19 protein-coding genes are annotated in these 20,102 nt (G+C 70.2%); 10 read left to right on the top strand and 9 right to left on the bottom strand.

Annotated elements, in window-relative coordinates:
• Positions 1–65 precede the first annotated feature (65 nt).
• From ACGWYL_RS06035 to ACGWYL_RS06025, 3 genes are read left to right on the top strand one after another with little or no spacing between them, the layout of a single operon-like run.
• Positions 66–962: a branched-chain amino acid ABC transporter permease gene (locus ACGWYL_RS06035; protein ID WP_179427344.1), complete on the top strand. Its 897-nt coding sequence runs from the start codon at positions 66–68 to the stop codon at positions 960–962.
• A complete protein-coding gene (locus tag ACGWYL_RS06030; protein ID WP_223302983.1) occupies positions 959–2,098 on the top strand; it encodes a branched-chain amino acid ABC transporter permease in 1,140 nt (379 codons plus the stop codon). Before ACGWYL_RS06035 ends, ACGWYL_RS06030 begins: the two co-directional genes overlap by 4 nt.
• A 60-nt stretch (positions 2,099–2,158) precedes the next feature.
• Positions 2,159–3,454: an ABC transporter substrate-binding protein gene (locus tag ACGWYL_RS06025; protein ID WP_179427346.1), complete on the top strand. Its 1,296-nt coding sequence runs from the start codon at positions 2,159–2,161 to the stop codon at positions 3,452–3,454.
• 105 nt (positions 3,455–3,559) lie between these two features.
• Here ACGWYL_RS06025 and ACGWYL_RS06020 read toward each other — a convergent pair whose 3' ends face one another.
• Entirely contained in the window at positions 3,560–5,128 is a 1,569-nt protein-coding gene (locus ACGWYL_RS06020) for an ABC-F family ATP-binding cassette domain-containing protein (protein ID WP_269304468.1), read from the bottom strand.
• A 46-nt stretch (positions 5,129–5,174) separates the two neighbouring features.
• Between ACGWYL_RS06020 and ACGWYL_RS06015 the strand changes: the two genes are divergently transcribed.
• The 6 genes from ACGWYL_RS06015 (at position 5,175) to trxA (ending at position 13,407) form a co-directional block, all read left to right on the top strand.
• Positions 5,175–6,650, top strand: coding sequence for a CCA tRNA nucleotidyltransferase (locus tag ACGWYL_RS06015; protein ID WP_395487237.1), 1,476 nt, complete (start codon positions 5,175–5,177; stop codon positions 6,648–6,650).
• Positions 6,651–6,694: 44 nt separating this feature from the next.
• The gene (locus ACGWYL_RS06010; protein ID WP_269304464.1) at positions 6,695–8,749 is read left to right on the top strand and encodes a DUF6049 family protein; all 2,055 of its coding nucleotides are present in this window, start codon (positions 6,695–6,697) and stop codon (positions 8,747–8,749) included.
• Positions 8,742–10,385 (top strand): murein biosynthesis integral membrane protein MurJ, encoded by a 1,644-nt coding sequence (gene murJ / locus ACGWYL_RS06005; protein ID WP_269304461.1) that lies wholly within the window; start codon positions 8,742–8,744, stop codon positions 10,383–10,385. The genes ACGWYL_RS06010 and murJ overlap by 8 nt, the downstream gene beginning before the upstream one ends.
• Before the next feature lie 48 nt (positions 10,386–10,433).
• Positions 10,434–12,005: a protein kinase gene (locus ACGWYL_RS06000; RefSeq protein ID WP_395486677.1), complete on the top strand. Its 1,572-nt coding sequence runs from the start codon at positions 10,434–10,436 to the stop codon at positions 12,003–12,005.
• Positions 12,006–12,081: 76 nt separating this feature from the next.
• On the top strand, positions 12,082–13,053 hold the full coding sequence (trxB, locus tag ACGWYL_RS05995; RefSeq protein WP_179427357.1) for a thioredoxin-disulfide reductase: 972 nt from the start codon (positions 12,082–12,084) through the stop codon (positions 13,051–13,053).
• Between the two features lie 27 nt (positions 13,054–13,080).
• Complete coding sequence (trxA, locus tag ACGWYL_RS05990) at positions 13,081–13,407, top strand: thioredoxin (RefSeq protein ID WP_179427359.1); 327 nt, start codon at positions 13,081–13,083, stop codon at positions 13,405–13,407.
• A 73-nt stretch (positions 13,408–13,480) separates the two neighbouring features.
• Here the strand turns inward: trxA and ACGWYL_RS05985 are convergent, their stop codons facing one another.
• From ACGWYL_RS05985 to rpmH, 8 genes are all read right to left on the bottom strand, one after another.
• A complete protein-coding gene (locus tag ACGWYL_RS05985; protein WP_395486676.1) occupies positions 13,481–14,380 on the bottom strand; it encodes a ParB/RepB/Spo0J family partition protein in 900 nt (299 codons plus the stop codon).
• Complete coding sequence (locus tag ACGWYL_RS05980) at positions 14,377–15,225, bottom strand: ParA family protein (protein WP_269307081.1); 849 nt, start codon at positions 15,223–15,225, stop codon at positions 14,377–14,379. Before ACGWYL_RS05980 ends, ACGWYL_RS05985 begins: the two co-directional genes overlap by 4 nt.
• A gap of 145 nt (positions 15,226–15,370) precedes the next feature.
• A complete protein-coding gene (gene rsmG / locus ACGWYL_RS05975) occupies positions 15,371–15,982 on the bottom strand; it encodes a 16S rRNA (guanine(527)-N(7))-methyltransferase RsmG (protein ID WP_179427365.1) in 612 nt (203 codons plus the stop codon).
• The gene (locus tag ACGWYL_RS05970; protein WP_179427367.1) at positions 15,979–16,443 is read right to left on the bottom strand and encodes a R3H domain-containing nucleic acid-binding protein; all 465 of its coding nucleotides are present in this window, start codon (positions 16,441–16,443) and stop codon (positions 15,979–15,981) included. Before ACGWYL_RS05970 ends, rsmG begins: the two co-directional genes overlap by 4 nt.
• Complete coding sequence (gene yidC / locus ACGWYL_RS05965; protein WP_269304452.1) at positions 16,436–17,428, bottom strand: membrane protein insertase YidC; 993 nt, start codon at positions 17,426–17,428, stop codon at positions 16,436–16,438. Before yidC ends, ACGWYL_RS05970 begins: the two co-directional genes overlap by 8 nt.
• On the bottom strand, positions 17,413–17,658 hold the full coding sequence (yidD, locus tag ACGWYL_RS05960) for a membrane protein insertion efficiency factor YidD (RefSeq protein WP_395486675.1): 246 nt from the start codon (positions 17,656–17,658) through the stop codon (positions 17,413–17,415). The genes yidC and yidD overlap by 16 nt, the downstream gene beginning before the upstream one ends.
• Positions 17,655–18,005, bottom strand: coding sequence for a ribonuclease P protein component (rnpA, locus tag ACGWYL_RS05955; RefSeq protein ID WP_395486674.1), 351 nt, complete (start codon positions 18,003–18,005; stop codon positions 17,655–17,657). The genes yidD and rnpA overlap by 4 nt, the downstream gene beginning before the upstream one ends.
• Positions 18,006–18,011: 6 nt before the next feature.
• Positions 18,012–18,149, bottom strand: a complete 138-nt coding sequence (gene rpmH / locus ACGWYL_RS05950) for a 50S ribosomal protein L34 (protein ID WP_078699619.1) — start codon at positions 18,147–18,149, stop codon at positions 18,012–18,014.
• Between the two features lie 389 nt (positions 18,150–18,538).
• Between rpmH and dnaA the strand changes: the two genes are divergently transcribed.
• Complete coding sequence (dnaA, locus tag ACGWYL_RS05945) at positions 18,539–20,047, top strand: chromosomal replication initiator protein DnaA (RefSeq protein WP_395486673.1); 1,509 nt, start codon at positions 18,539–18,541, stop codon at positions 20,045–20,047.
• The last annotated feature ends 55 nt before the right edge of the window (positions 20,048–20,102 follow it).

Below are 20,102 nucleotides of genomic sequence, written 5' to 3'. Positions count from 1 at the left end.
CGAGTGACCATGAGATCGGTCATGCCGGCACCTACCTACCGTGCCCTTTCCCAGGAGGTGGCGGCATGACCACGTTTCTGCAATCGCTGCTGAACGGCCTGGCGCAGGGCTCCATCTACGCGCTGCTGGCCCTGGGCTACGTGATGATCTACAAGGCCACCCACGTCATCAGCTTCGCCCAGCCGGCGCTCATGGTGTGCGGCGGACTCTTCGCCTACCACGCGACGAGCGAGTGGGGCCTGGGCTTCTGGCCCGCGCTCGTCGTCGCCGTCATCCTCGGCGCGCTGCTGGGCATGCTGGTCGAGCGGCTCGCGCTGCGCCCCATGGTGGGCAAGCCGGTGTTCACGCTGGCGATCATCACGATCGGCGTCGACATCGTGCTGCGCATCTTCGCCAACCGGTACATGGGCCCCGACCCGCGGTCGGTGCCCTACCCGGGCGGCAGCGAGCGCTACGAGTTCTGGGGCCTGTCGATCTCGCACCAGCGGCTCGGCCTGATCGCCGTCACCACCGTCACCGTCATCGCGTTGGCGCTGTTCTTCCGGTACGCCAAGACCGGCCTGGCGATGCGCGCCACCGCGCTCAGCCAGGAGACGGCGCTCGCGCAGGGCATCCGGGTGGGCGCGATCTTCGCCCTCGCCTGGGCGATCGCGGGCGGCCTCGCCGCCATCGCGGGCACCTTCGTCGCCGCGACCGGCGCCGGCCTGGAGCAGAACACCTGGATCATCGCGCTGAAGGCGCTGCCGGCCATCATCATCGGCGGCCTCGACAGCATCCCCGGCGCCGTCATCGGCGGTCTGGCCGTGGGCGTGGTCGAGTCGGTCACCGCCGTCTACCAGCCCGACGTCGCGCCGTGGCTCGGCAACAACTTCGCCCTCGTGGCGCCCTACGCCCTCATGTTCGTGGTGCTGCTCGTCAGACCGTACGGACTCTTCGGCACGAAGGAGGTGGAGCGGGTATGACCACGATGCTGCGCTCGACGCCCTCGAAGCACGCTCGCAAGGCCACCGGACTCCGGGGCCGCCCCCTGCTGCGGACCAGCTACGACCAGGACCTCACCCTGGCGAACACCCCGGCCAAGCGCCGCAGTGTCGTCGCCTTGGTGATCGCCTCGTTCGTGGTGCCCTTCCTGCTCACCGACGACCTGCTGCAGGTCCTGACCCTCGGCATGATCTCGGCCGTCGGCGCGATCGGCCTCAACCTGGTCACCGGCTACGCCGGCCAGGTCTCGCTGGGTCACGCCTTCTTCATCGGCGTCGGCGCCTACACCGGTGCGGTGCTCGGCGGTGACCCCGACGGGGCGCTGCTCGGCTACGGCCTGCCGATGTGGATCTGGCTGCCGGCCGCCGGCGTCGTCGCCGCGGTCGCGGGCCTGCTGGTCGGACCGCTCGCGGTGCGACTGCGCGGCCTCTACCTCGCGATCGTCACCCTCGGACTGGTGTTCCTGGGCGACCACATCTTCCGCGAGGCGCGGAACATCACCGGTGGTCCCGGCGTGGGCCGCCGCGGCGCCGAGCTCGAGCTGTTCGGGATCGACTTCGCGTCCATGGAGCCCATCTCGGGCCTCTCGCGCGGACAGGCCCAGTTCTTCCTCGGGCTGGTGTTCCTCATCGTCTTCGCGATCCTGGGCCGCAACATCGCCCGCTCGGGCGTGGGCCGTGCCTTCGGCGCCGTCCGCGACCGCGACGTGGCCGCCGCCGTCATCGGCGTCGACCTCACGAAGTACAAGGTCATGGCGTTCGCGATGTCGTCGTTCTTCGCCGGCGTCACCGGCGCCCTCTACTACGCCGTGATCGGCGTGTTCGAGCCCGGCGCGTTCAGCCTGCTGCTGTCGATCCAGTACCTCGCCATGGTGCTGATCGGCGGCGTCGCCACCATCAGCGGATCGATCATGGGCGCGCTGTTCATCGCGCTGCTGCCGCGGATCAGCCAGTTCATCGCGCACTACGTGCCCGGCGAGCTGCTGACCGTGTTCCAGCTCGAGGCGATCCTCTACGGCCTGCTGATCATGGGCTTCCTGATCTTCGAGCCGCGCGGACTCTTCGGGATCTGGACCCGAATCCGCAACTACTGGAAGGGCTGGCCCTTCTCCTACTAGACCCCGGCCGCGAGGCCGTGGCGGTGCGTCCGCACCGTCGAACCACCCAGGAGGAAAACAATGAAGCAACACCGCAAGTTGGCCCGCGTGGTCGCCGGTGCGGCGGTGGCGGCCCTCGTGCTGACGGGCTGCCGCGGCGGCGGGGACGATGACAGTGCGTCGGGCCCCGGCATCACCGAGGAGGCGTGTCCCGACGCCGTGAACGAGGACAACGGCTGCATCTACCTGGGTGCGATCTCCGACCTCACCAAGGGCCCGTTCGCTCCGCTCGCCGTGCCGATCACCGAGGCGCAGAAGGCGTTCTGGGACAAGGTCAACCAGGACGGCGGCGTCGGTGGCTTCGACGTCAACATCGACAAGTACGTCGCGGACGCCGAGTACAACCCCGAGATCCACAACAAGAAGTACCAGGAGATGCGCAACGACATCCTGGCGCTCGGCCAGACCCTGGGCTCCTCCCAGACCTTGGCGATCCTCGAGGACATGAAGGCAGACAACGTCATCGGCGTCCCGGCCTCGTGGAACTCGGCGTGGGACTTCGAGGACCAGATCCTCCAGTCCGGTGCGAACTACTGCTTCGAGGCCATGAACGGCGTCGACTGGGCCGTGGCCAACCGGGGCGTCAAGGGCAAGGTCCTGGCGATCCACTACCCGAACGACTACGGCGGAGACGCGGCCGCGGGCGTCGAGGCGGCCGCGAAGGCCAACAACCTCGACTTCAAGGCCATCGAGACCGCCACGGGCCAGGACAACCAGGCCGGTGCCGTCGCGGCGGTGCTGAAGGAGAAGCCGTCGATGCTCTACATCACCACGGGTCCGGCCGAGATGGCCACGATCCTCGGTGGCGCGGCCGCTCAGGGCTGGAAGGGCACCGTCGTGGGCTCGAGCCCCACGTGGAACCCGGCGCTGCTGCAGACCGAGGCCGCTCCGGCGCTCGAGGCGATGTACTTCCAGGCGGGGCCGTGGGGTCCGTGGGGCACCGAGTCGGACGGTCACGCGGCCATGCGTGACGCGCTCGCCGACGTCGACTCGCCCAGCGACGGCTACACGGCCGGCTGGGTGTGGGAGTACCCGCTGCTGGCCGCGCTGAAGTCGGCGGCCGACATGGACGGCGGCATCACCCGCGAGAACGTCGTCAAGGCGGCCACCGAGCTCGACAGCGTCGACTACGAGGGCATGCTTCCCGACGAGGCGTTCAACCAGACCGGCGAGCCGAACGACGTCGCCTGGCGTCAGAGCGTGATCTCGAAGGTCGACAAGGAGGCGCCCACCGGCGTCTCGATCGAGCAGGAGATGCAGGCCGGCCCGACGGCCGAGGGCTACGACTACACCGAGCCCTGCTTCGCCCTGGGCTGATCCAGCACCACGTGAAGGGGGCCGACCCGGCTGGGTCGGCCCCCTTTCGCGTGTCCCGACGTTTCCCCGGTCAACCGGGTCTTCTGTCACAGAGCGGGGGAAACTTCACCCCACCTCGAGCCTGCGGTCGAGGGCGAGATCGGCCAGGAAGGGCTCGTCGTGGCTGACGACGAGCAGGGCGCCGCGATAGGCCTCGAGCACCTCGGTGAGGTGGGCGACGCTCGCGAGGTCGAGGTTGTTGGTCGGCTCGTCGAGCACCAGCAGCTGGGGCGCCGGCGTGGCGAGCAGCAGGCTCGCGAGGGTGGCACGCCAGCGCTCGCCACCCGAGAGCGTGCCGGTCACCTGGTCGACCGCATTGCCTCGGAACAGGAACCGCGCGAGCTGCGCACGCACGGCGTGGGGCTCGGCCTCGGGAGCGGCCCGGCGCACGTTCTCCAGGACCGTCAGCTCGGGGTCGAGCAGGTCCACCCCCTGCGGGAGGTAGCGCCACGGCACGTGGACCGTGACCTGTCCGGCCCGCGGCTCCTGCCGTCCCAGCATCGCCCGCAGTAGCGACGACTTCCCGGCGCCGTTGCGGCCCACGAGTGCGATCCGCTCGGGCCCGCGCAGGTCGAGGTCCATCGGTCGCGCGGTGCCGAACGCCGGCACGAGGCCCTCGGCGCGCAGCACCTCGCGGCGCGGCGGCACCTCGGTGTCCGGCAGGTCCACGCGGATCCTCCGGTCGTCGCGCACGCGGTCCTCCGCGGCCGCCAGGACCGAGCGCGAGCTCTCCAGCCGGTCCTCGTGCATCCCGCGGAGCCGCCCGGCGCTGACCTCGGCCTTGCGCTGGTAGGCGCCGGCCACGATCCTCGGCAGGCTGCCGGCGTTGGCGCGTCCCTGGCGGTCGCGCCGCGCCTGCTTGGTCTGCTGGTCGACGAGGTCCTGGCGCTGCCGGCGCACGTCGGCCTTCGCGGCGGACACCGCACGCAGCGCGGCCTCCTGCTCGGCCTCGACCGCGGACGCGTAGTCGCTGAACGCGCCACCGAACCAGCGCACCGCGCCGGCGCGCACCTCGCCGATGTGGTCCATCCGCTCGAGCAGCCGACGATCGTGGCTGACCACGACGAGCACGCCGGTGAACGCGTCGACGATGTCCTCGAGCCGCTCGCGCGCCGGGCCGTCGAGGTCGTTCGTCGGCTCGTCGAGCAGCAGGATCTCGGGCTCGGCGAGCATCAACCCGGCCAGTCGCAGCAGGGTCGCCTCGCCGCCCGACACCGAGCTCACGGGTCGGGAGGGCTCGATCCCGGCGAGGCCGACGCGGTCGAGCCAGCGCTCGATGCGGTCGGGCAGGTCCCAGCCGTCGCCGACGAGGTCGTAGTCGGCGGGGTCGACCGATCCGCCCTCGATGCGGGCCAGCGCGGCGAGTGCCGCGGCCACCCCGAGCACGTCGGCGACGGTGGCACCGGCGGCCGCCCGCGCCTGCGGCAGGTACGCCAGCCGGCCGTGGACGTCGATCGTGCCCGCCGTGGGCGCCAGCTCGCCGGCCATCAGCCGCAACAGAGTGGACTTGCCGCTGCCGTTGTCACCGACGAGTCCGTGACGACCCGGCGCGAGGCCGAACGTGAGGTCATGGAGGATCGTGCGCCCCGCGGGCAGCACGAACGAGGCATGGGAAAGAGAGAGGAAGGATGACATGAGATCTCCGGGGTCGCGGGTGGGCGTGGCGGGATCTCAGTTCTCCATGTGCGCCAGCATACGTGACGTCACGGCGTCACCGATAGACTCGACCCTCGTGGCTGAGCTGACTGCGCACGAGACGACGCGCCTCGACGAGCTGCGGGCGAACCACCCCGTGCTCACCGAGCTGGGCGCCCGATTCTCGGACGCCGGTCAGGAGATCGCCCTCGTCGGCGGACCCGTCCGCGACGCCCTGCTGGGCCGCGCCGTCACCGACCTGGACTTCACCACCTCGGCCTCGCCCGAGCAGATCGAGGCGATCGTCGAGGGCTGGGCCGACACCACGTGGGACGTGGGACGCGCCTTCGGCACGATCGGCGTGCGCAAGGGCGCCGAGATGCTCGAGATCACCACGTACCGCGCCGACGAGTACGACCCCGAGTCCCGCAAGCCCGTCGTCGCGTTCGGCACGAACCTGTCCGACGACCTCGCCCGCCGCGACTTCACCGTCAACGCGATGGCCGTGCGGCTGCCCGACCTCGAGTTCGTCGACGTCCACGGCGGCCTCGACGACCTCGCCGACCGCACCCTGCGCACGCCGATCGGGCCCGACGTCTCCTTCGGCGACGACCCGCTCCGGATGATGCGCGCCGCGCGCTTCGTGGGCCAGCTCGGCTTCCTCTGCGCGCCCGACGTCACCGAGGCGATGGTCGCGATGGCCGACCGCATCGAGATCGTCTCGGCCGAGCGCGTCCGCGACGAGCTCAACAAGCTGCTGCTGTCCGACCACCCCGTGCAGGGCCTGCGCGTGCTCGTCGACACCGGACTGGCCGAGCGGGTGCTGCCCGAGCTGCCGGCGCTGCAGCTCGAGCGCGACGAGCACCACCGCCACAAGGACGTCTACGAGCACTCGCTCACCGTCCTGGAGCAGGCGATCGAGCTGGAGCACCGGCTCGACGAGCGTCCCGACCTCACGATCCGGCTGGCGGCGCTGCTGCACGACATCGGCAAGCCGAGGACGCGCCGCTTCACCGGCGACGGCCAGGTGACGTTCCACCACCACGACGTGGTCGGCGCGAAGCTCGCCCGCAAGCGGATGCGCGCCCTGCGGTACCCGAACGAGATCACCGACGACGTCTCCACCCTCGTCGAGCTGCACCTGCGGTTCCACGGCTACGGGTCGGGCGAGTGGACCGACTCGGCGGTGCGCCGCTACGTGCGCGACGCCGGCCCGCTGCTCGAGCGGCTGCACATCCTCACCCGCGCCGACAGCACCACGCGCAACCAGCGCAAGGCGCTGCGGCTCCAGCGCACCTACGACGACCTCGAGACCCGGATCGCCCAGCTCGAGGCGCAGGAGGAGCTCCAGTCCATCCGGCCCGACCTCGACGGCAACCGGATCATGGAGGTGCTGGGGATCGGACCCGGCCGCGAGGTGGGCGAGGCGTACCGCTTCCTGCTCGACCTGCGCATGGATCGCGGCCCCCTGCCCGAGGACCAGGCGATCGAGGCGCTGCGCGCGTGGTGGGCCGCGCGCTGAGTCGCAGCCGCGGAAGCCGTCGCCCGTCCCACTACGATGACGTGGTGACGTTCCGCGCCTGGCTGACCGCCTTCGTGGTCGCGGTGTCACTGCTGGTGGGCTCGCCGAGCCCCACGGCCACCGCCTCCGACGGCTCGCTGGGGGTGCGGATCGACGGTCTGACGCCCACGCGGCTGTCCGCGAAGGCCACCATCACGATGAGCGGCATCGTCCGCAACACCGGCTCCACGCCGTGGACCTCGGTGCAGGCCTACCTGGTCATCCCGCGCAGCCCGTTCGAGTCGCGCGCGCAGATCGAGGCGGCGATCGAGGACGGCCAGTCCTACACGGGCGAGCGCGTGGTCGACGCCGGCTCGTTCGCCGAGCTGGGCGACATCGCGCCGGGCTCGTTCCGTCGCTTCCGCATCGAGGTGCCGGTGTCGAAGCTGGGCCTCTCCGGCGCCGGCGGCGTCTATCCCGTCGGCGTGCAGGTGCTGGCCACCGACGAGGAGGGCCAGCGCTCAAACGATGCGGTGGCGCGCGCCACCACCTTCCTGCCGTGGGTGCCGAACCCCGCCACGCCGATCCCCGCCGGCCTCGTCTGGCCGTTCACCCCCACGTGGACGCCCGAGGAGGCCGAGCCCGAGGAGATCCTCGCCTCCGTGCAGGACGGACAGCTGCGCCACTACCTCGACGCCGCCGCCGCGACGCCGCGCGAGGGTCGAACCGTGGTGCTCGACCCCTCCCTGCTCGACGAGCTCGCGCCGCTGACCGACGCGGAGAGTCCGCCGAAGGACGTCGAGCTCACCACCGACCAGGCCGCGGCGGTGGTCGACTGGCTGGCCGACCTGCGCGAGCTCGCCCTCGGCTCCACCACGTGGATCGTCTCCTACGCCCGGCCCGACGAGCTGGCGCTCAACCGCTACCCCGAGAACGCCGAGACGCTGTGGAACGTCGTCGACGACGCGACGGCCGACGCGCTCGCCGACCACGCGCTCACCGGGCCGCGCGCGTCGTGGCCCACCATCGCGGGCACCACGCTGCCCATGCTCGAGGACATCCGCAGCCGCGGCGAGGGCCCCACCGTGGTGTCGCGCCAGAGCGTGCCCGGGTGGGAGCCGCGGCTGGGCTCGGTCGTGAGCCTCGAGACGCGCAACGGCCCGCTGCCGCTGCTGGTCAACGGCGCCCTCCCCGACGTTCCCGGCAGCGAGACCGCCGTGACCCTGCGCCAGCGAATCCTCACCGACGCCGCACTGGGAGCGCTCGAGCGCGAGAGCGACCCGAAGTCGCGCGCCGACGCGATGACGATCGTCGATCCCAGCTGGGATCCCGGCACCACGGGCGGCCAGGTGGTCGCGCGCGTGATCACCACGCGCGGCTCGGGCGGCCTGACCCGGCCGGCCACCGCCACCGAGCTGGTCCGCTCCGCGCCCGTCAGCTACAGCGGCGCCGTGCTGGAGGAGGTCGACACCACCTCGCTCGGCGCCTCCACGCTCGACCGCATCGCCAACCTGTCGAAGGTCGCCGACCTCCACGACGCGATCGTGGTGGACCCCAGCCGGCCCGACCACGACCGCGACCTCGCCTCGCTGCTGTCCGTGCGCTGGCGCACCGACCAGGCCGCCCTCGACGCGAGGATCGCCGCCGAGACCGAGGCGCTCGAGTCCGAGCTCGACGACATCTCCATCGACAGTCCCTCCACCATCACGCTGTCGAGCAGCCGCGGCGGGTTCCCGCTCACGCTCTCCAACGAGACCGACAGCACTGTGCGCGTGGGGCTCGAGCTCGTCGCCGACAACCCCGGGTTGAGCGTCGACGACATCGAGCCCGTCGAGATCGACGCCGGCGAGCGGCACACGTTCACCGTCCAGGTCGATCTCGGCGACCAGACCTCCAGCACCGTGAGCGCCCGCCTGGCCACCGAGGCCGGCGTGACCTTCGGCGAGCCCGCCGTCTTCAACATCCGCACCAGCAACGTCGGCCTGATCGTGTGGGCCACGATGGCCGCCGCCGGACTCCTCGTGATCTTCACCTGGGCCCGCCGGTTCCTCGGCCGCCGGCGCCGCCGGGGTGCCGAGGCCGCCGCCCCCGCGACCGACGCCGAGGACCTCGATGACTGACCCGAACCTCGCGCGCGCCAGCGCCTGGATGGCGCTCGGGACGATCGTCTCGCGCATCACGGGCCTGCTGCGCTCGCTCGTGCTGCTGGCCGTGGTCGGCTCCGCGCTGAACGGCTCGCTGTTCAACGTCGCGAACTCGATCCCGAACTCGCTCTACATCCTCGTCGCGGGCGGCATCTTCAACGTCGTCCTCGTACCGCAGCTGGTGCGCGCGATGAAGAACGATCCCGACGGCGGCGACGCGTACGCCAACCGGATCATCACCCTCGGCCTGCTCGTCCTGGGCATCGCCACGGTCGTGCTGATGCTCGCGGTGCCGGTGCTGCTGCGGCTGCTGTTCGGTCCCGACCTGTTCACCGACGACTTCACGCGCCAGCGCGAGTCGGCCCAGCTGCTGATGCTGCTGTGCATGCCGCAGGTGTTCTTCTACGGCGCCTTCGTGCTGGTGGGCCAGATCCTGAACTCGCGCCAGCGGTTCGGCCCGATGATGTGGGCGCCGATCGTCAACAACCTCGTCGCCCTCGGCGTGCTGGGCGCGTACGCCGTGGTCTTCGGGGTCGCCACCCCGGGCGCCGCCGACGGCTTCAGCACGGGTGAGGCCTGGCTGCTCGGCCTGGGCTCCACGCTCGGCATCGCGGTGCAGGCGCTCGTGCTCGTGCCGTACCTGCGTCAGGTGGGCTTCCGCTTCCGCCCGCGCTTCGACTTTCGCGGGGTCGGCCTCGGGCACACCCTGCGCCTCGGCGCGTGGACCCTCGCGTTCATCGTGGTCAACCAGATCTCGTACTTCGTCATCGTGCGCCTGGCGTCCAGCGCTGACATCGAGGGCAAGAAGGAGGGCGTCCCGAGTGCGGGCCAGGTCGTCTACGACGTCGGCTTCCTCATCAGCCAGGTGCCGCACGGCGTCATCACGGTGTCGCTGGCGACGGCGATCATCCCCACGCTGGCGGCCCGAGCGGCCGAGCACGACTACGCCCGGATGCGCCTCGAGCTGAGCCGCACCCTGCGGCTGGCCCTCATGCTGATCGCGCCGATCGCGGTCGCGGTGGCGTGCCTGGGCTCGCCCGTGGCCTCGGTGCTCGCCGGCTTCGGCGCCGCACGCGGCAACACCGACGCGATCGGCACCACGATCTCGGCCTTCGCCCTCGCGCTCGTGATGTTCAGCCTGCACTACGTCGTGCTGCGCGGCTTCTACGCACTCGAGGACACGCGCACCCCGTTCTTCATCCAGACCGTGATCGCCGTGGCCAACATCGCTCTGGCCGTCGCGGTCACCACCGGCGCCCCGCCGATCGAGGTCTCCACGCGCCTCGCCCTGGCGTACGGCCTGGCCTACACGATCGGCCTCGCCGTCTCGGCCACCGTGCTGTCGCGCCGCATCGGCACCCTGGCCGATCCCGAGACCGTCCGCTTCGTGGTGCGGCTCGTCCTCGTGTGCGCCGTCGCGGCCGTCGTGATGCTGCTCGGGCGCTGGGGCTGGGAGCGGTTCCTGGTGACCGGGAACCCCTCTCCCGCCTGGGCTCTCGGCGAGCTCGTCGTCGTCGGAGCGGCCGGTGCCGCGGCCACCGTGCTGGCCGCGCGACTGCTGCGCGTCGAGGAGCTGCGCTATGTCGTCTCCAGCGTCCTGCGTCGAGGCTGACGCACGTACGATGGTCGGAGGTGCGCCCGCACCGGCCGAGGAGGACTGATGAGCGACCGGAGACCGCACGTCTCCGGCGACGTGCTCGCCTCGCGGTACGAGCTGGCCGACCTCGTCAGCGAGAGCCTCGGTGCCTCCAACTGGCGCGCGGTCGACCGGGTGCTGCACCGCAACGTGCGGGTCGAGCTGCTGCCGTCCGACGACCCTCGCGGCGCCAACTTCCTCGAGGCTGCCCGCCGCTCCACCAGCGTCACCGACCACCGCTTCCTGCGGGTCCTCGACCTGCTGCAGGACGAGGACGGCGTGCACGTGGTGGTGCGCGAGTGGGCCAAGGCCACGCCGCTGAGCCGGCTGCTGGCCCAGTCGCCGCTGCCCAACCGTCGTGCCGCCGCGATCGTGGCGGAGGTGGCCGAATCCCTCGCGCACGCCCACGACCGGGGCCTCGTGCACCGGCGCCTCACGCCGCACCAGATCCTCCTCAAGGAGTCCGGCGCGGTGCGCATCGTGGGTCTGGGCGTCGCCACCGCGCTGGCTCCTGCCGACCACCAGGACTCCGACGACGACCTCGCCTCGTACCGTGCGGCTGATGTGGTCGCGCTGGGCAAGGTCCTCTACGCCTGCCTCGTCAGCCGGTGGCCGGGCGGCCACGTCGACGGCCTGCGCGCCGCCCCCACCGAGCACGGGCACCTGCTGCGCCCCCGTCAAGTGCGCGCCGGGGTGCTGCGCGACGTCGACGAGATCTGCGACCGCATCCTCGAGCCGTCGCGGCACCCCTACGACGCCCTGACGTCGGCCGAGGAGATCGCGCGGGCGCTCTACGAGGCCGGCGAGGGCGACGAGGACCTCTTCGACGAACCGCTCGGATACGACGTGACCTCGCCCGACCTGCTGCGCCTCGACCCCGTGGTGGAGCCGTCGGGCCCGCCCCCCGGTCTCGAGCCTCCGAGGCGCCGGCCCAAGGCGTACGAGCCGAAGCCGCCCACGCGTCGCGAGCGGTTCACCGCGCGCATGCAGATGATGACGCACGGCGACCGTGCCCTGATCCTGCTGGGACTCATCACCGCGATCGTGCTGTCGGGCGTGCTGGCGTTCCTCGTCGGGCGTGAAGCCGGCCAGGTGGGCGACCCGTACGCCCAGTCGGCGCCCGAGACGCCCGTGCGGGTGCTGCCGCTGGCACGGGTCGTCGACTTCGACCCGCAGGGCGAGGACCGCCGCGAGAACCCCGAGCTCACCCAGGCGATCCTCGACGACGACCCCGAGACCGGCTGGCGCACCTCCACGTACTACGGACGCGCCGACCTCGGCGGTCTCAAGGACGGCGTCGGGCTGATCCTCGACCTCGGCACCGTGCGCCAGGTGGAGCAGGTCCGGCTGCGCCTCGCGGGCACCCCGACCGACCTGTCGATCCTCACGGCGCCCTCCTCGATCTCGGAGCTGCCGCGGAACCTCGACGACCTGCGCGAGGTCGCCACCCTCAACAGCGCGGCCGAGGACCTCTCGGTCGCCCTGCCACGCGACGTGCGCACCCGCTACGTCGTCGTGTGGCTCCGCGAGCTGCCCCAGATCGGCGACGGCGAGTACCGCGGGGAGATCCGCCGCGCGATCGTCCGCGGCCGGTGAGCCGACCGCGACGCCGGGGAACATTCACCGCCTAGAATCCGTTGAAGCACGTGAACCCGATCGAAAGCGCTCCTTCATGACCGACGTCCGCAGTCTCATCATCATCGGCTCCGGCCCCTCCGGGTACACCGCTGCCATCTACGCCGCACGTGCCAACCTCAAGCCGCTCGTCTTCGAGGGCTCCGTGACGGCCGGTGGTGCCCTGATGAACACCACCGACGTGGAGAACTTCCCCGGCTTCCCCGACGGCATCATGGGCCCGGCGCTCATGGACAACCTCCGCGCCCAGGCCGAGCGCTTCGGTGCCGACCTCGTCGCCGACGACGTCACCTCGGTCGACCTCACGGGCGACGTCAAGACCGTGAAGCTCGCCGACGGCTCCACCTTCCAGGCGCACGCGGTGATCCTGGCGATGGGCTCGGGCTACCGCAAGCTCGGCATCGAGGGCGAGGACGCGCTGTCCGGTCACGGTGTCAGCTGGTGCGCCACGTGCGACGGCTTCTTCTTCCGCGGCAAGGACATCGCCGTGGTCGGCGGTGGCGACTCCGCCGTCGAGGAGGCCCTGTTCCTCACCCGCTTCGCCGACAAGGTCACCCTCGTGCACCGCCGCGACGAGCTGCGCGCCAGCAAGATCATGGCCGACCGTGCCTTCGCGAACGACAAGCTCGAGTTCGCGTGGAACAGCGAGGTCGCCGAGATCCACGGCGATGGCATCCTCGAGGGCGTCACCCTGCGCGACACCACGAACGGCGAGACGCGCCGCCTCGACATCAGCGGTCTGTTCATCGCGATCGGCCACGACCCGCGCTCGGAGCTGCTGGTCGGCCAGGTCGACCTCGACGACGAGGGCTACGTGCTGACGCAGGCCGGCTCCACCGCCACGAACCTGCGCGGCGTCTTCGCGGCCGGCGACCTCGTCGACCACACCTACCGCCAGGCGATCACCGCCGCCGGCACCGGCTGCCAGGCCGCCCTGGACGCCGAGCGCTTCCTGGCCGACATCGAGCATGCCGGCCTCCCCGAGCCCGCGGTCGCTCTGACCGACTGACCACCACACCACCCCTGAGGAGAATCCATGGCTGACATCGCCGCCGTCACCGACGCCGACTTCGAGTCCACCGTCCTGAAGGCCGAGGGCCCCGTGCTCGTCGACTTCTGGGCGTCCTGGTGCGGCCCGTGCCGCCAGCTCGCCCCCATTCTCGAGGAGATCGCGAACGAGAAGGAGGGCGCGCTGACCGTCGTCAAGATGGACGCCGACGCCAACCCCGTCACGCCCGCGCAGTACCGGGTCACCGGCCTGCCGACGATCAACCTGTACTACCAGGGCGAGCTCGTCCGCTCCATCGTGGGCGTGCGTCCGAAGTCCGCGATCCTCACCGAGATCTCGGAGTTCGTCGCCTGACACACCACCAACAACAAAGCCACTTGTCGATTTGTCGACAAGTGGCTTTGTTGTTTTGTGGACTAGTGGACCGTCAGTCCGGCTTCGGAAGGGGGTCCATGAGGTCGACGATGCGCTCCAGGTCGCCGATCGTGGCGAACTCGACCACGATCTTGCCCTTGGACTTGCCGAAGTCGACCTTCACCCGGGTGTCGAAACGCTCGGAGAGCCGGTGCGCCAGCTCGCCCACGCGGGGCGAGGTGGGACGGGTGTTGAGCTTGCGAGCCGAGGGCGTGGCCTCCTCGTCGCCGAAGCGGACGATCTCCTCCAGCTGACGCACCGAGATGCCCTCGGCGACCACGCGCGAGGCGAGTCGGTCCTGCAGCTCGGGGTTCGGCACCGCCAGGAGCGCCCGGGCGTGGCCCGCCGACAGGACCCCGGCCGCCACGCGGCGCTGGACCGCCGGGGGGAGCTTCAGGAGCCGGATCGTGTTGGTGATCTGCGGGCGGGAGCGGCCAATGCGCTCGGAGAGCTCCTCCTGCGTGCAGCCGAAGTCCTCCAGCAGCTGCTGGTAGGCGGCCGCCTCCTCCAAGGGGTTCAGCTCGGACCGGTGGAGGTTCTCCAGCAGTGCGTCGCGCAGCAGGTCCTCGTCGGTGGTCTCACGGACGACCGCGGTGATGGCGTCGAGTCCGGCCTTCTGGTGGGCGCGCCAGCGCCGCTCCCCCATGATCAGCTCGTAGGCCTCGGGACCGGTCTGCCGCACCACGATGGGCTGGAGCAGTCCGATCTCCTTGATGGAGTGCACCAGCTCGGCCATGGCCTCCTCGTCGAAGACCGAGCGCGGCTGGCGCGGATTCGGCGAGATATGACCCACCGGGATGTCGCGCAGGCGCGCTCCCGTGACCTCCGCCAGACCGGTCTCCTTCGCCTGCGCCGGCGACGTGGGGATCAGGGCGGACAGCCCACGGCCGAGGCCGGGTCGGGGGTTGCTCATGACGATGCTCCTTGGTCGGCCGGCGCCGCGCCGCGCTGGGTGATCTCGCGGGCGGCCTCCAGGTAGGACAGCGCTCCCGTCGAGTTGGGATCGTACGTGATGATCGTCTGCTGATAGCCCGGTGCCTCGCTGATGCGGACCGAGCGCGGGATCGCCGTGGAGAGCACGCGATCGCCGAAATGCCCTCGAACCTCAGCAGCGACGCTGGACGAGAGGTTGGTGCGCGCGTCGTGCATCGTCAGCAGGATCGTGGAGACGTCGAGATCGGAGTTCAGGTGCTGCTGCACCAGCTCGATGTTGCCGAGCAGCTGGCTCAGGCCCTCCAGCGCGTAGTACTCGCACTGGATCGGGATCAGTACTTCACGGGCGGCGACCATGGCGTTGACGGTCAGCAGGCCGAGCGACGGGGGACAGTCGATGAAGACGTAGTCGACATCGCGACCCGGCCCGGCGAGGTAGGTGTCGATGGCCTTGCGGAGCCGACGCTCGCGCTGCTCGAGCATCACCAGCTCGATCTCGGCGCCGGCGAGGTCGATCGTGGCCGGCACCACGCGTAGTCCCGGCACGTCCGGGCTCGTCTGGACCGCGTGGTCGATCGGCAGCTCGTCGAGGAGCACCTCGTAGGTGCCCGGCGTGCCCGATGCGTGCGGGATCGCCGCCGCGGTGGAGGCATTGCCTTGGGGGTCGAGATCGATGAGCAGCACGGACAGTCCGCGGGCCGCCATCGCCGCGGCGAGGTTCACCGACGTGGTGGTCTTGCCGACGCCACCCTTCTGGTTGGCGACGACGAACACCCGCGTCTGGCGCGGTCGCTCGTAGCGACCAGTGGAGGCAAGGCGCTCCATGAGTTGGACGTGATAGCCGGCCTGGTCGGCGAGGGGGGTGGACGCTGACGTCCCCAGCGGCTCCTCGGCGAAGTCAGCGGCGGTCGGAATCGTCACTACGGCTCCTGTCATGTTTCACGTGGAACATTCGCTGTTCCACGGCGTGTCATCGGCGCTGGACTTCGACGAGCGTGGTCGGAACCTCGAGGTCCCACCGGTGCCCGTACGTCGCCACCACGATATCGCCGGCCTTCAGCCGAGCGAGGGTGGCGCGCGCAGCCTCCACCTCTTCTGCTGCACTGCGTCCCTTGAGGGCGAGCAGCAATCCTCCGGGGCGAACCAGCGGCATGCACCAGCGCGCAAGCTTGTCGAGCGCCGCGACGGCGCGGGCCGTCACCACATCGAAGGTCTGATCGACATCCTCGGCGCGGGACCGCAGCACGGTCACCTGGCTCTCGAGACCCAGGTCGGCGACGACTTCCTCCAGCCACGTCGTGCGGCGGAGGAGGGGTTCGATCAGCGTCACGTGCAGATCGGGACGAGAGATCGCCCAGACCATGCCGGGGAGCCCGGCGCCCGCACCGACATCGGCGACGGACGCACCCTCAGGCACGCGGGCGACCGGGGCAGCGCAGTTGAAGAGGTGGCGCTCCCACAGGCGGTCGACCTCGCGAGGGCCGATCAGGCCGCGCTCAACGCCCGACGTCGCCAGGAGTTCGGCGTAGCGCTCGGCGAGCGGAAGCCGCTCGCCGAACACTGTTTCACGTGAAACGGTCACTCGGCCGGAAGCACGACGACATGGCGACCAGCGCCCGCACCGTCGGACTCGCTGCGCAGGCCGGCGTCGGCGACCGCGTCGTGGATGACCTTGCGCTCGAAGGGGGACATGGCGTCGAGGGCCACGGACTCGCCCTCGGCCTGCACGCGCTCGATGGCCTCCGCGGCGATCTTGACGAGCTCGGCCTTGCGGGCGGCGCGGTGGCCGTCGACGTCGAGCATCAGACGGCTGCGCACACCGGTCTCGCGGTACACGGCCAGGCGAGTGAGCTCCTGCAGGGCGTCGAGAACCTCGCCGTCGCGACCCACGAGGTGGCTCAGGTTGCCCCCGATGATCTCCACGGCGGCACGGTCGCCGTCCACATCGATGTCGATGTCGCCGTCCAGGTCGGCGATGTCGAGCAGCTCCTCCAGGAAGTCGGCGGCGATGTCGCCCTCGCGCTCCAGATCGGTCTCACTCATCGGAATCCTCCTTGCGGGGCTGGGACTGCTTGGGCGGCGTGCCGCCCTTGCGACGCTGGTCGCGGGACTTCTTCTTGGGCTGCTGACGCTTGGCCTTCTGCTCCTCGGCCGCCTGCTTCGCCTCGACGACGGGGTCAGCCTGGACGATCTTGCCCTTGGCCGCGTCGCGCTTCTGCTTCGCCGCGAAGGCCGGAGTGCCGGGGGCGGGGTTGTTGCGGATGACCCAGAACTGCTGGCCCATGGTCCACAGGTTCGAGGTGGTCCAGTAGACCAGCACGCCGAGGGGGAACGCCACACCCGACACCGCGAAGACGACGGGGAGCACGTACAGCAGGATCTTCTGCTGCTGGGCGAACGGGCCGTTGAGCGCCTCCGGCGGCATGTTCTTGGCCATCAGCTGCTTCTGCGTGAAGAACTGCGTGGCGCACATCGCCACGACCATGACCATCGCGATGATCTTGGTCTCGAGGTGCTCGCTGGAGATGAACGTGTCGGCGATCTTGCCACCGAGCCACTGCGCGTTGGCGATGGACTCGGCCTGATCACCGGAGAGGAAGCCCTTCGCGCCCTCGGCACCCTTGCGCGACGCCTGGTCGATCACACGGAACAGGGCGAAGAAGATCGGCATCTGCAGCAGCAGCGGCATGCAGGACGAGAACGGGTTCGTGCCCGTCTCCTGGAACAGCTTCATCTGCTCCTGGGCGAAGCGCTCGCGGTCGTGACCGTACTTCTTGCGCAGCTCCTGCAATTGCGGCTGGATCAGCTGCATGTTGCGGCTGGAGTTGATCTGCTTGACGAAGAGCGGGATCAGCATCGCGCGGATCGTGATGGTCAGACCGACGATGGACAGGACCCAGGTCCAGCCGCCGTCGGGGTCCATGCCGATCTGCTCGAAGAGCCAGTGCCACGCCAGGATGATTCCCGACACGAAGTAGTACAGCGGCGTCATGATGGCGCTGCCGATGGTGCCTAGGAAGTCGAACATGCTTCTCCTCGATCACGGCCCGGAACGGGGTCGAACCCGCCCGCGGCCCAGGGGTGACAGCGGCCCAGTCGACGGATCGCGAGCCAGCAGCCCTTGAGGGCGCCGTGCGTCTCGACCGCCTCGAGGGCGTATGCCGAACAGCTGGGGTGGTAGCGGCACACCTGCCCGTACATCGGGCTGATGACCAGTCGGTAGGCGCGCAGCAGGCTCGCCACGATCCGGCGCATCATGGCCGGATCCGCGACGACGCCGTGTGCAGCGCCTGGTCGAGTTGGGGTCCGAGGTCTGCCGCGCGTCGGTGGGCCGAGCCGGGAAGGGCACGGATCACCACGCGTGAGCCCGTGGGGACGGCCTCGATGCGCTCGCGCATGAGGTGACGGAGCCGGCGCTTCACGCGATTGCGATCGTGCGCCGGACCGACCTTCTTCGACACGACGAAACCGACGGACGTGACGTCCGTCGGTTCGACAGGTCCACCCACGTGGACGACGAGGTCGGGCTGGACGCCCTTGCCACCGCGGCGGATCGCCTGGCGGAACACCTCACCGTCGCGCATGCGGTGCACGCGCGGCAGCACGCGGAATCAGGCCGACAGCTTGTCGCGGCCCTTGCGGCGGCGCGCGGCCAGGATCGAGCGGCCGGCACGCGTGCGCATGCGGAGGCGGAAGCCGTGCTTCTTGGCGCGGCGACGGTTGTTCGGCTGGTAGGTGCGCTTGCTCACAGGAGGTCCTTCGGTACGGATTCGTGGCCGGTTGGAGTGGCCACCGCTCGCCCATGACCGGAACTGTTCATGGGCACGCGGCGGACGTCGTTCGAGACGACCCCTCAACGGTACGCGGGGCGGCCTGACGTGGTCAAACCGACCCAAAGCGGCCAGTCTTATCCTGAACCGCGGAAGGCGTCCACGCGACACGCCGAAGCGTCCCCACAAATCGCCGAACCCGCTTGTGACGGGTCGGCACCGGCTGCTAGCGTCACCGGATATCCACAGGACACCTCCCCTGAACGGACGTGTCGTCCACCCGATTCATACACAACGTGTGGACAACAGTGTGAACAACCGTCGTCGGTCGACCTCGATGCCGGGAAGAACTCGGGAAACGTCCTGCCATGGGTGGGAAGGAAGGCTGTGCGGTGCGCGACGAGGCTGAGCTGGAGCTGGAGACCGTCTGGCGCGATTCCGTCGCCACCTTGTCCCCCGGAGCCAAGGTCTTCGTCTACGCGGCCAAGCCGCTCTCGCTGCACAACGGCATCCTCATCGTCGCCGTCCACGACGACCTCTCGCGCGCCCAGCTCGAGTCGCGCGTGCGTCCGGCCCTCGAGCAGGCGCTGACGACCCAGGCCGGCGAGGACATCCGCCTCGTGGTCACGATCGATCCCGACGTCGTCGACGAGGCGCCCGACCTGGTGTCCGGGCCCATCACCGTCGAGGAGGAACAAGAAGGCGACAAGTCGACAAATCGTCTTGTCGACCGCGACGAGGACTTCGAGGACGACGACGACTCACTGACCCCCAGCTGGGTCAGCCGCCCGACCGCACGACAGGGCGGCCCCGGCCCCACCCACCGCGCGAACATCGCCGAGGCCCGGCTCAACTCGCGCTACCAGTTCGAGAACTTCGTCATCGGCTCCTCGAACCGCTTCGCCCACGCGGCCGCCGTCGCCGCGGCCGAGGCGCCGGGCAAGGCCTACAACCCGCTCGTCATCCACGGCGACTCCGGCTTGGGCAAGACCCACCTGCTGCACGCCATCGGTCACTACGTGATCAACCTCTACCCCTCGTCGCGCGTCCGCTACGTCAGCTCCGAGGAGTTCGTGAACGACGTCATCAACGCGATCGGCGAGAACCGCACCCCCGCGCTGCGCCGCAAGTACCGCGAGATCGACGTCCTGCTCGTCGACGACATCCAGTTCATCGAGAACAAGGACGCGACGCAGGAGGAGTTCTTCCACACCTTCAACGCGCTGCACAACGAGAACAAGCAGATCGTGATGACGTCCGACCGGCCGCCGGCCGAGCTGCGCACCCTCGAGGAGCGCCTGCGCAACCGGTTCAGCTGGGGACTGCAGACCGAGATGCTGCCGCCCGACCTCGAGACCCGCATCGCGATCCTGCGCAAGAAGGCCGCCACCGAGAAGCTCACGGCGCCGGCCGACGTGCTCGAGTTCATCGCCAGCAAGGTGCAGACCAACATCCGTGAGCTCGAGGGCGCGCTGATCCGCGCCACGGCCTTCGCCAACCTCAACGGCACCACGGTCGACCTGCAGCTCGCCCAGATCGTGCTGAAGGACCTGATCGCCGAGGGCGACGACCCCGAGATCACCGCCGGCATGATCATGGCCCAGACCGCGGCCTACTCCGAGTACACGATCGAGGAGCTGTGCGGACCCAACCGCTCGCGCAACCTCGTCCTGGCCCGCCAGATCGCGATGTACCTGTGCCGCGAGCTGACCGAGATGTCCCTGCCGCAGATCGGCAGCGAGTTCGGCGGCCGCGACCACACCACGGTGATGCACGCCGAGCGCAAGATCCGCAAGCTCATGGCCGAGAAGCACGCCGTCTACAACCAGGTCACCGAGCTGACGGCACGCATCCGCCAGCAGGCTCGCCAGTCTTGACATGCTCCGGCGCCCACACCTGGGGAAACGCCTGTGCATGAACGGCCCTCATCGG

Origin of the sequence: Aeromicrobium sp. JJY06 (genome assembly GCF_044069275.1) — a bacterium.
Lineage (GTDB): Bacteria > Actinomycetota > Actinomycetes > Propionibacteriales > Nocardioidaceae > Aeromicrobium > Aeromicrobium tamlense.
This window is presented reverse-complemented; position numbering and strand designations above follow the sequence as displayed.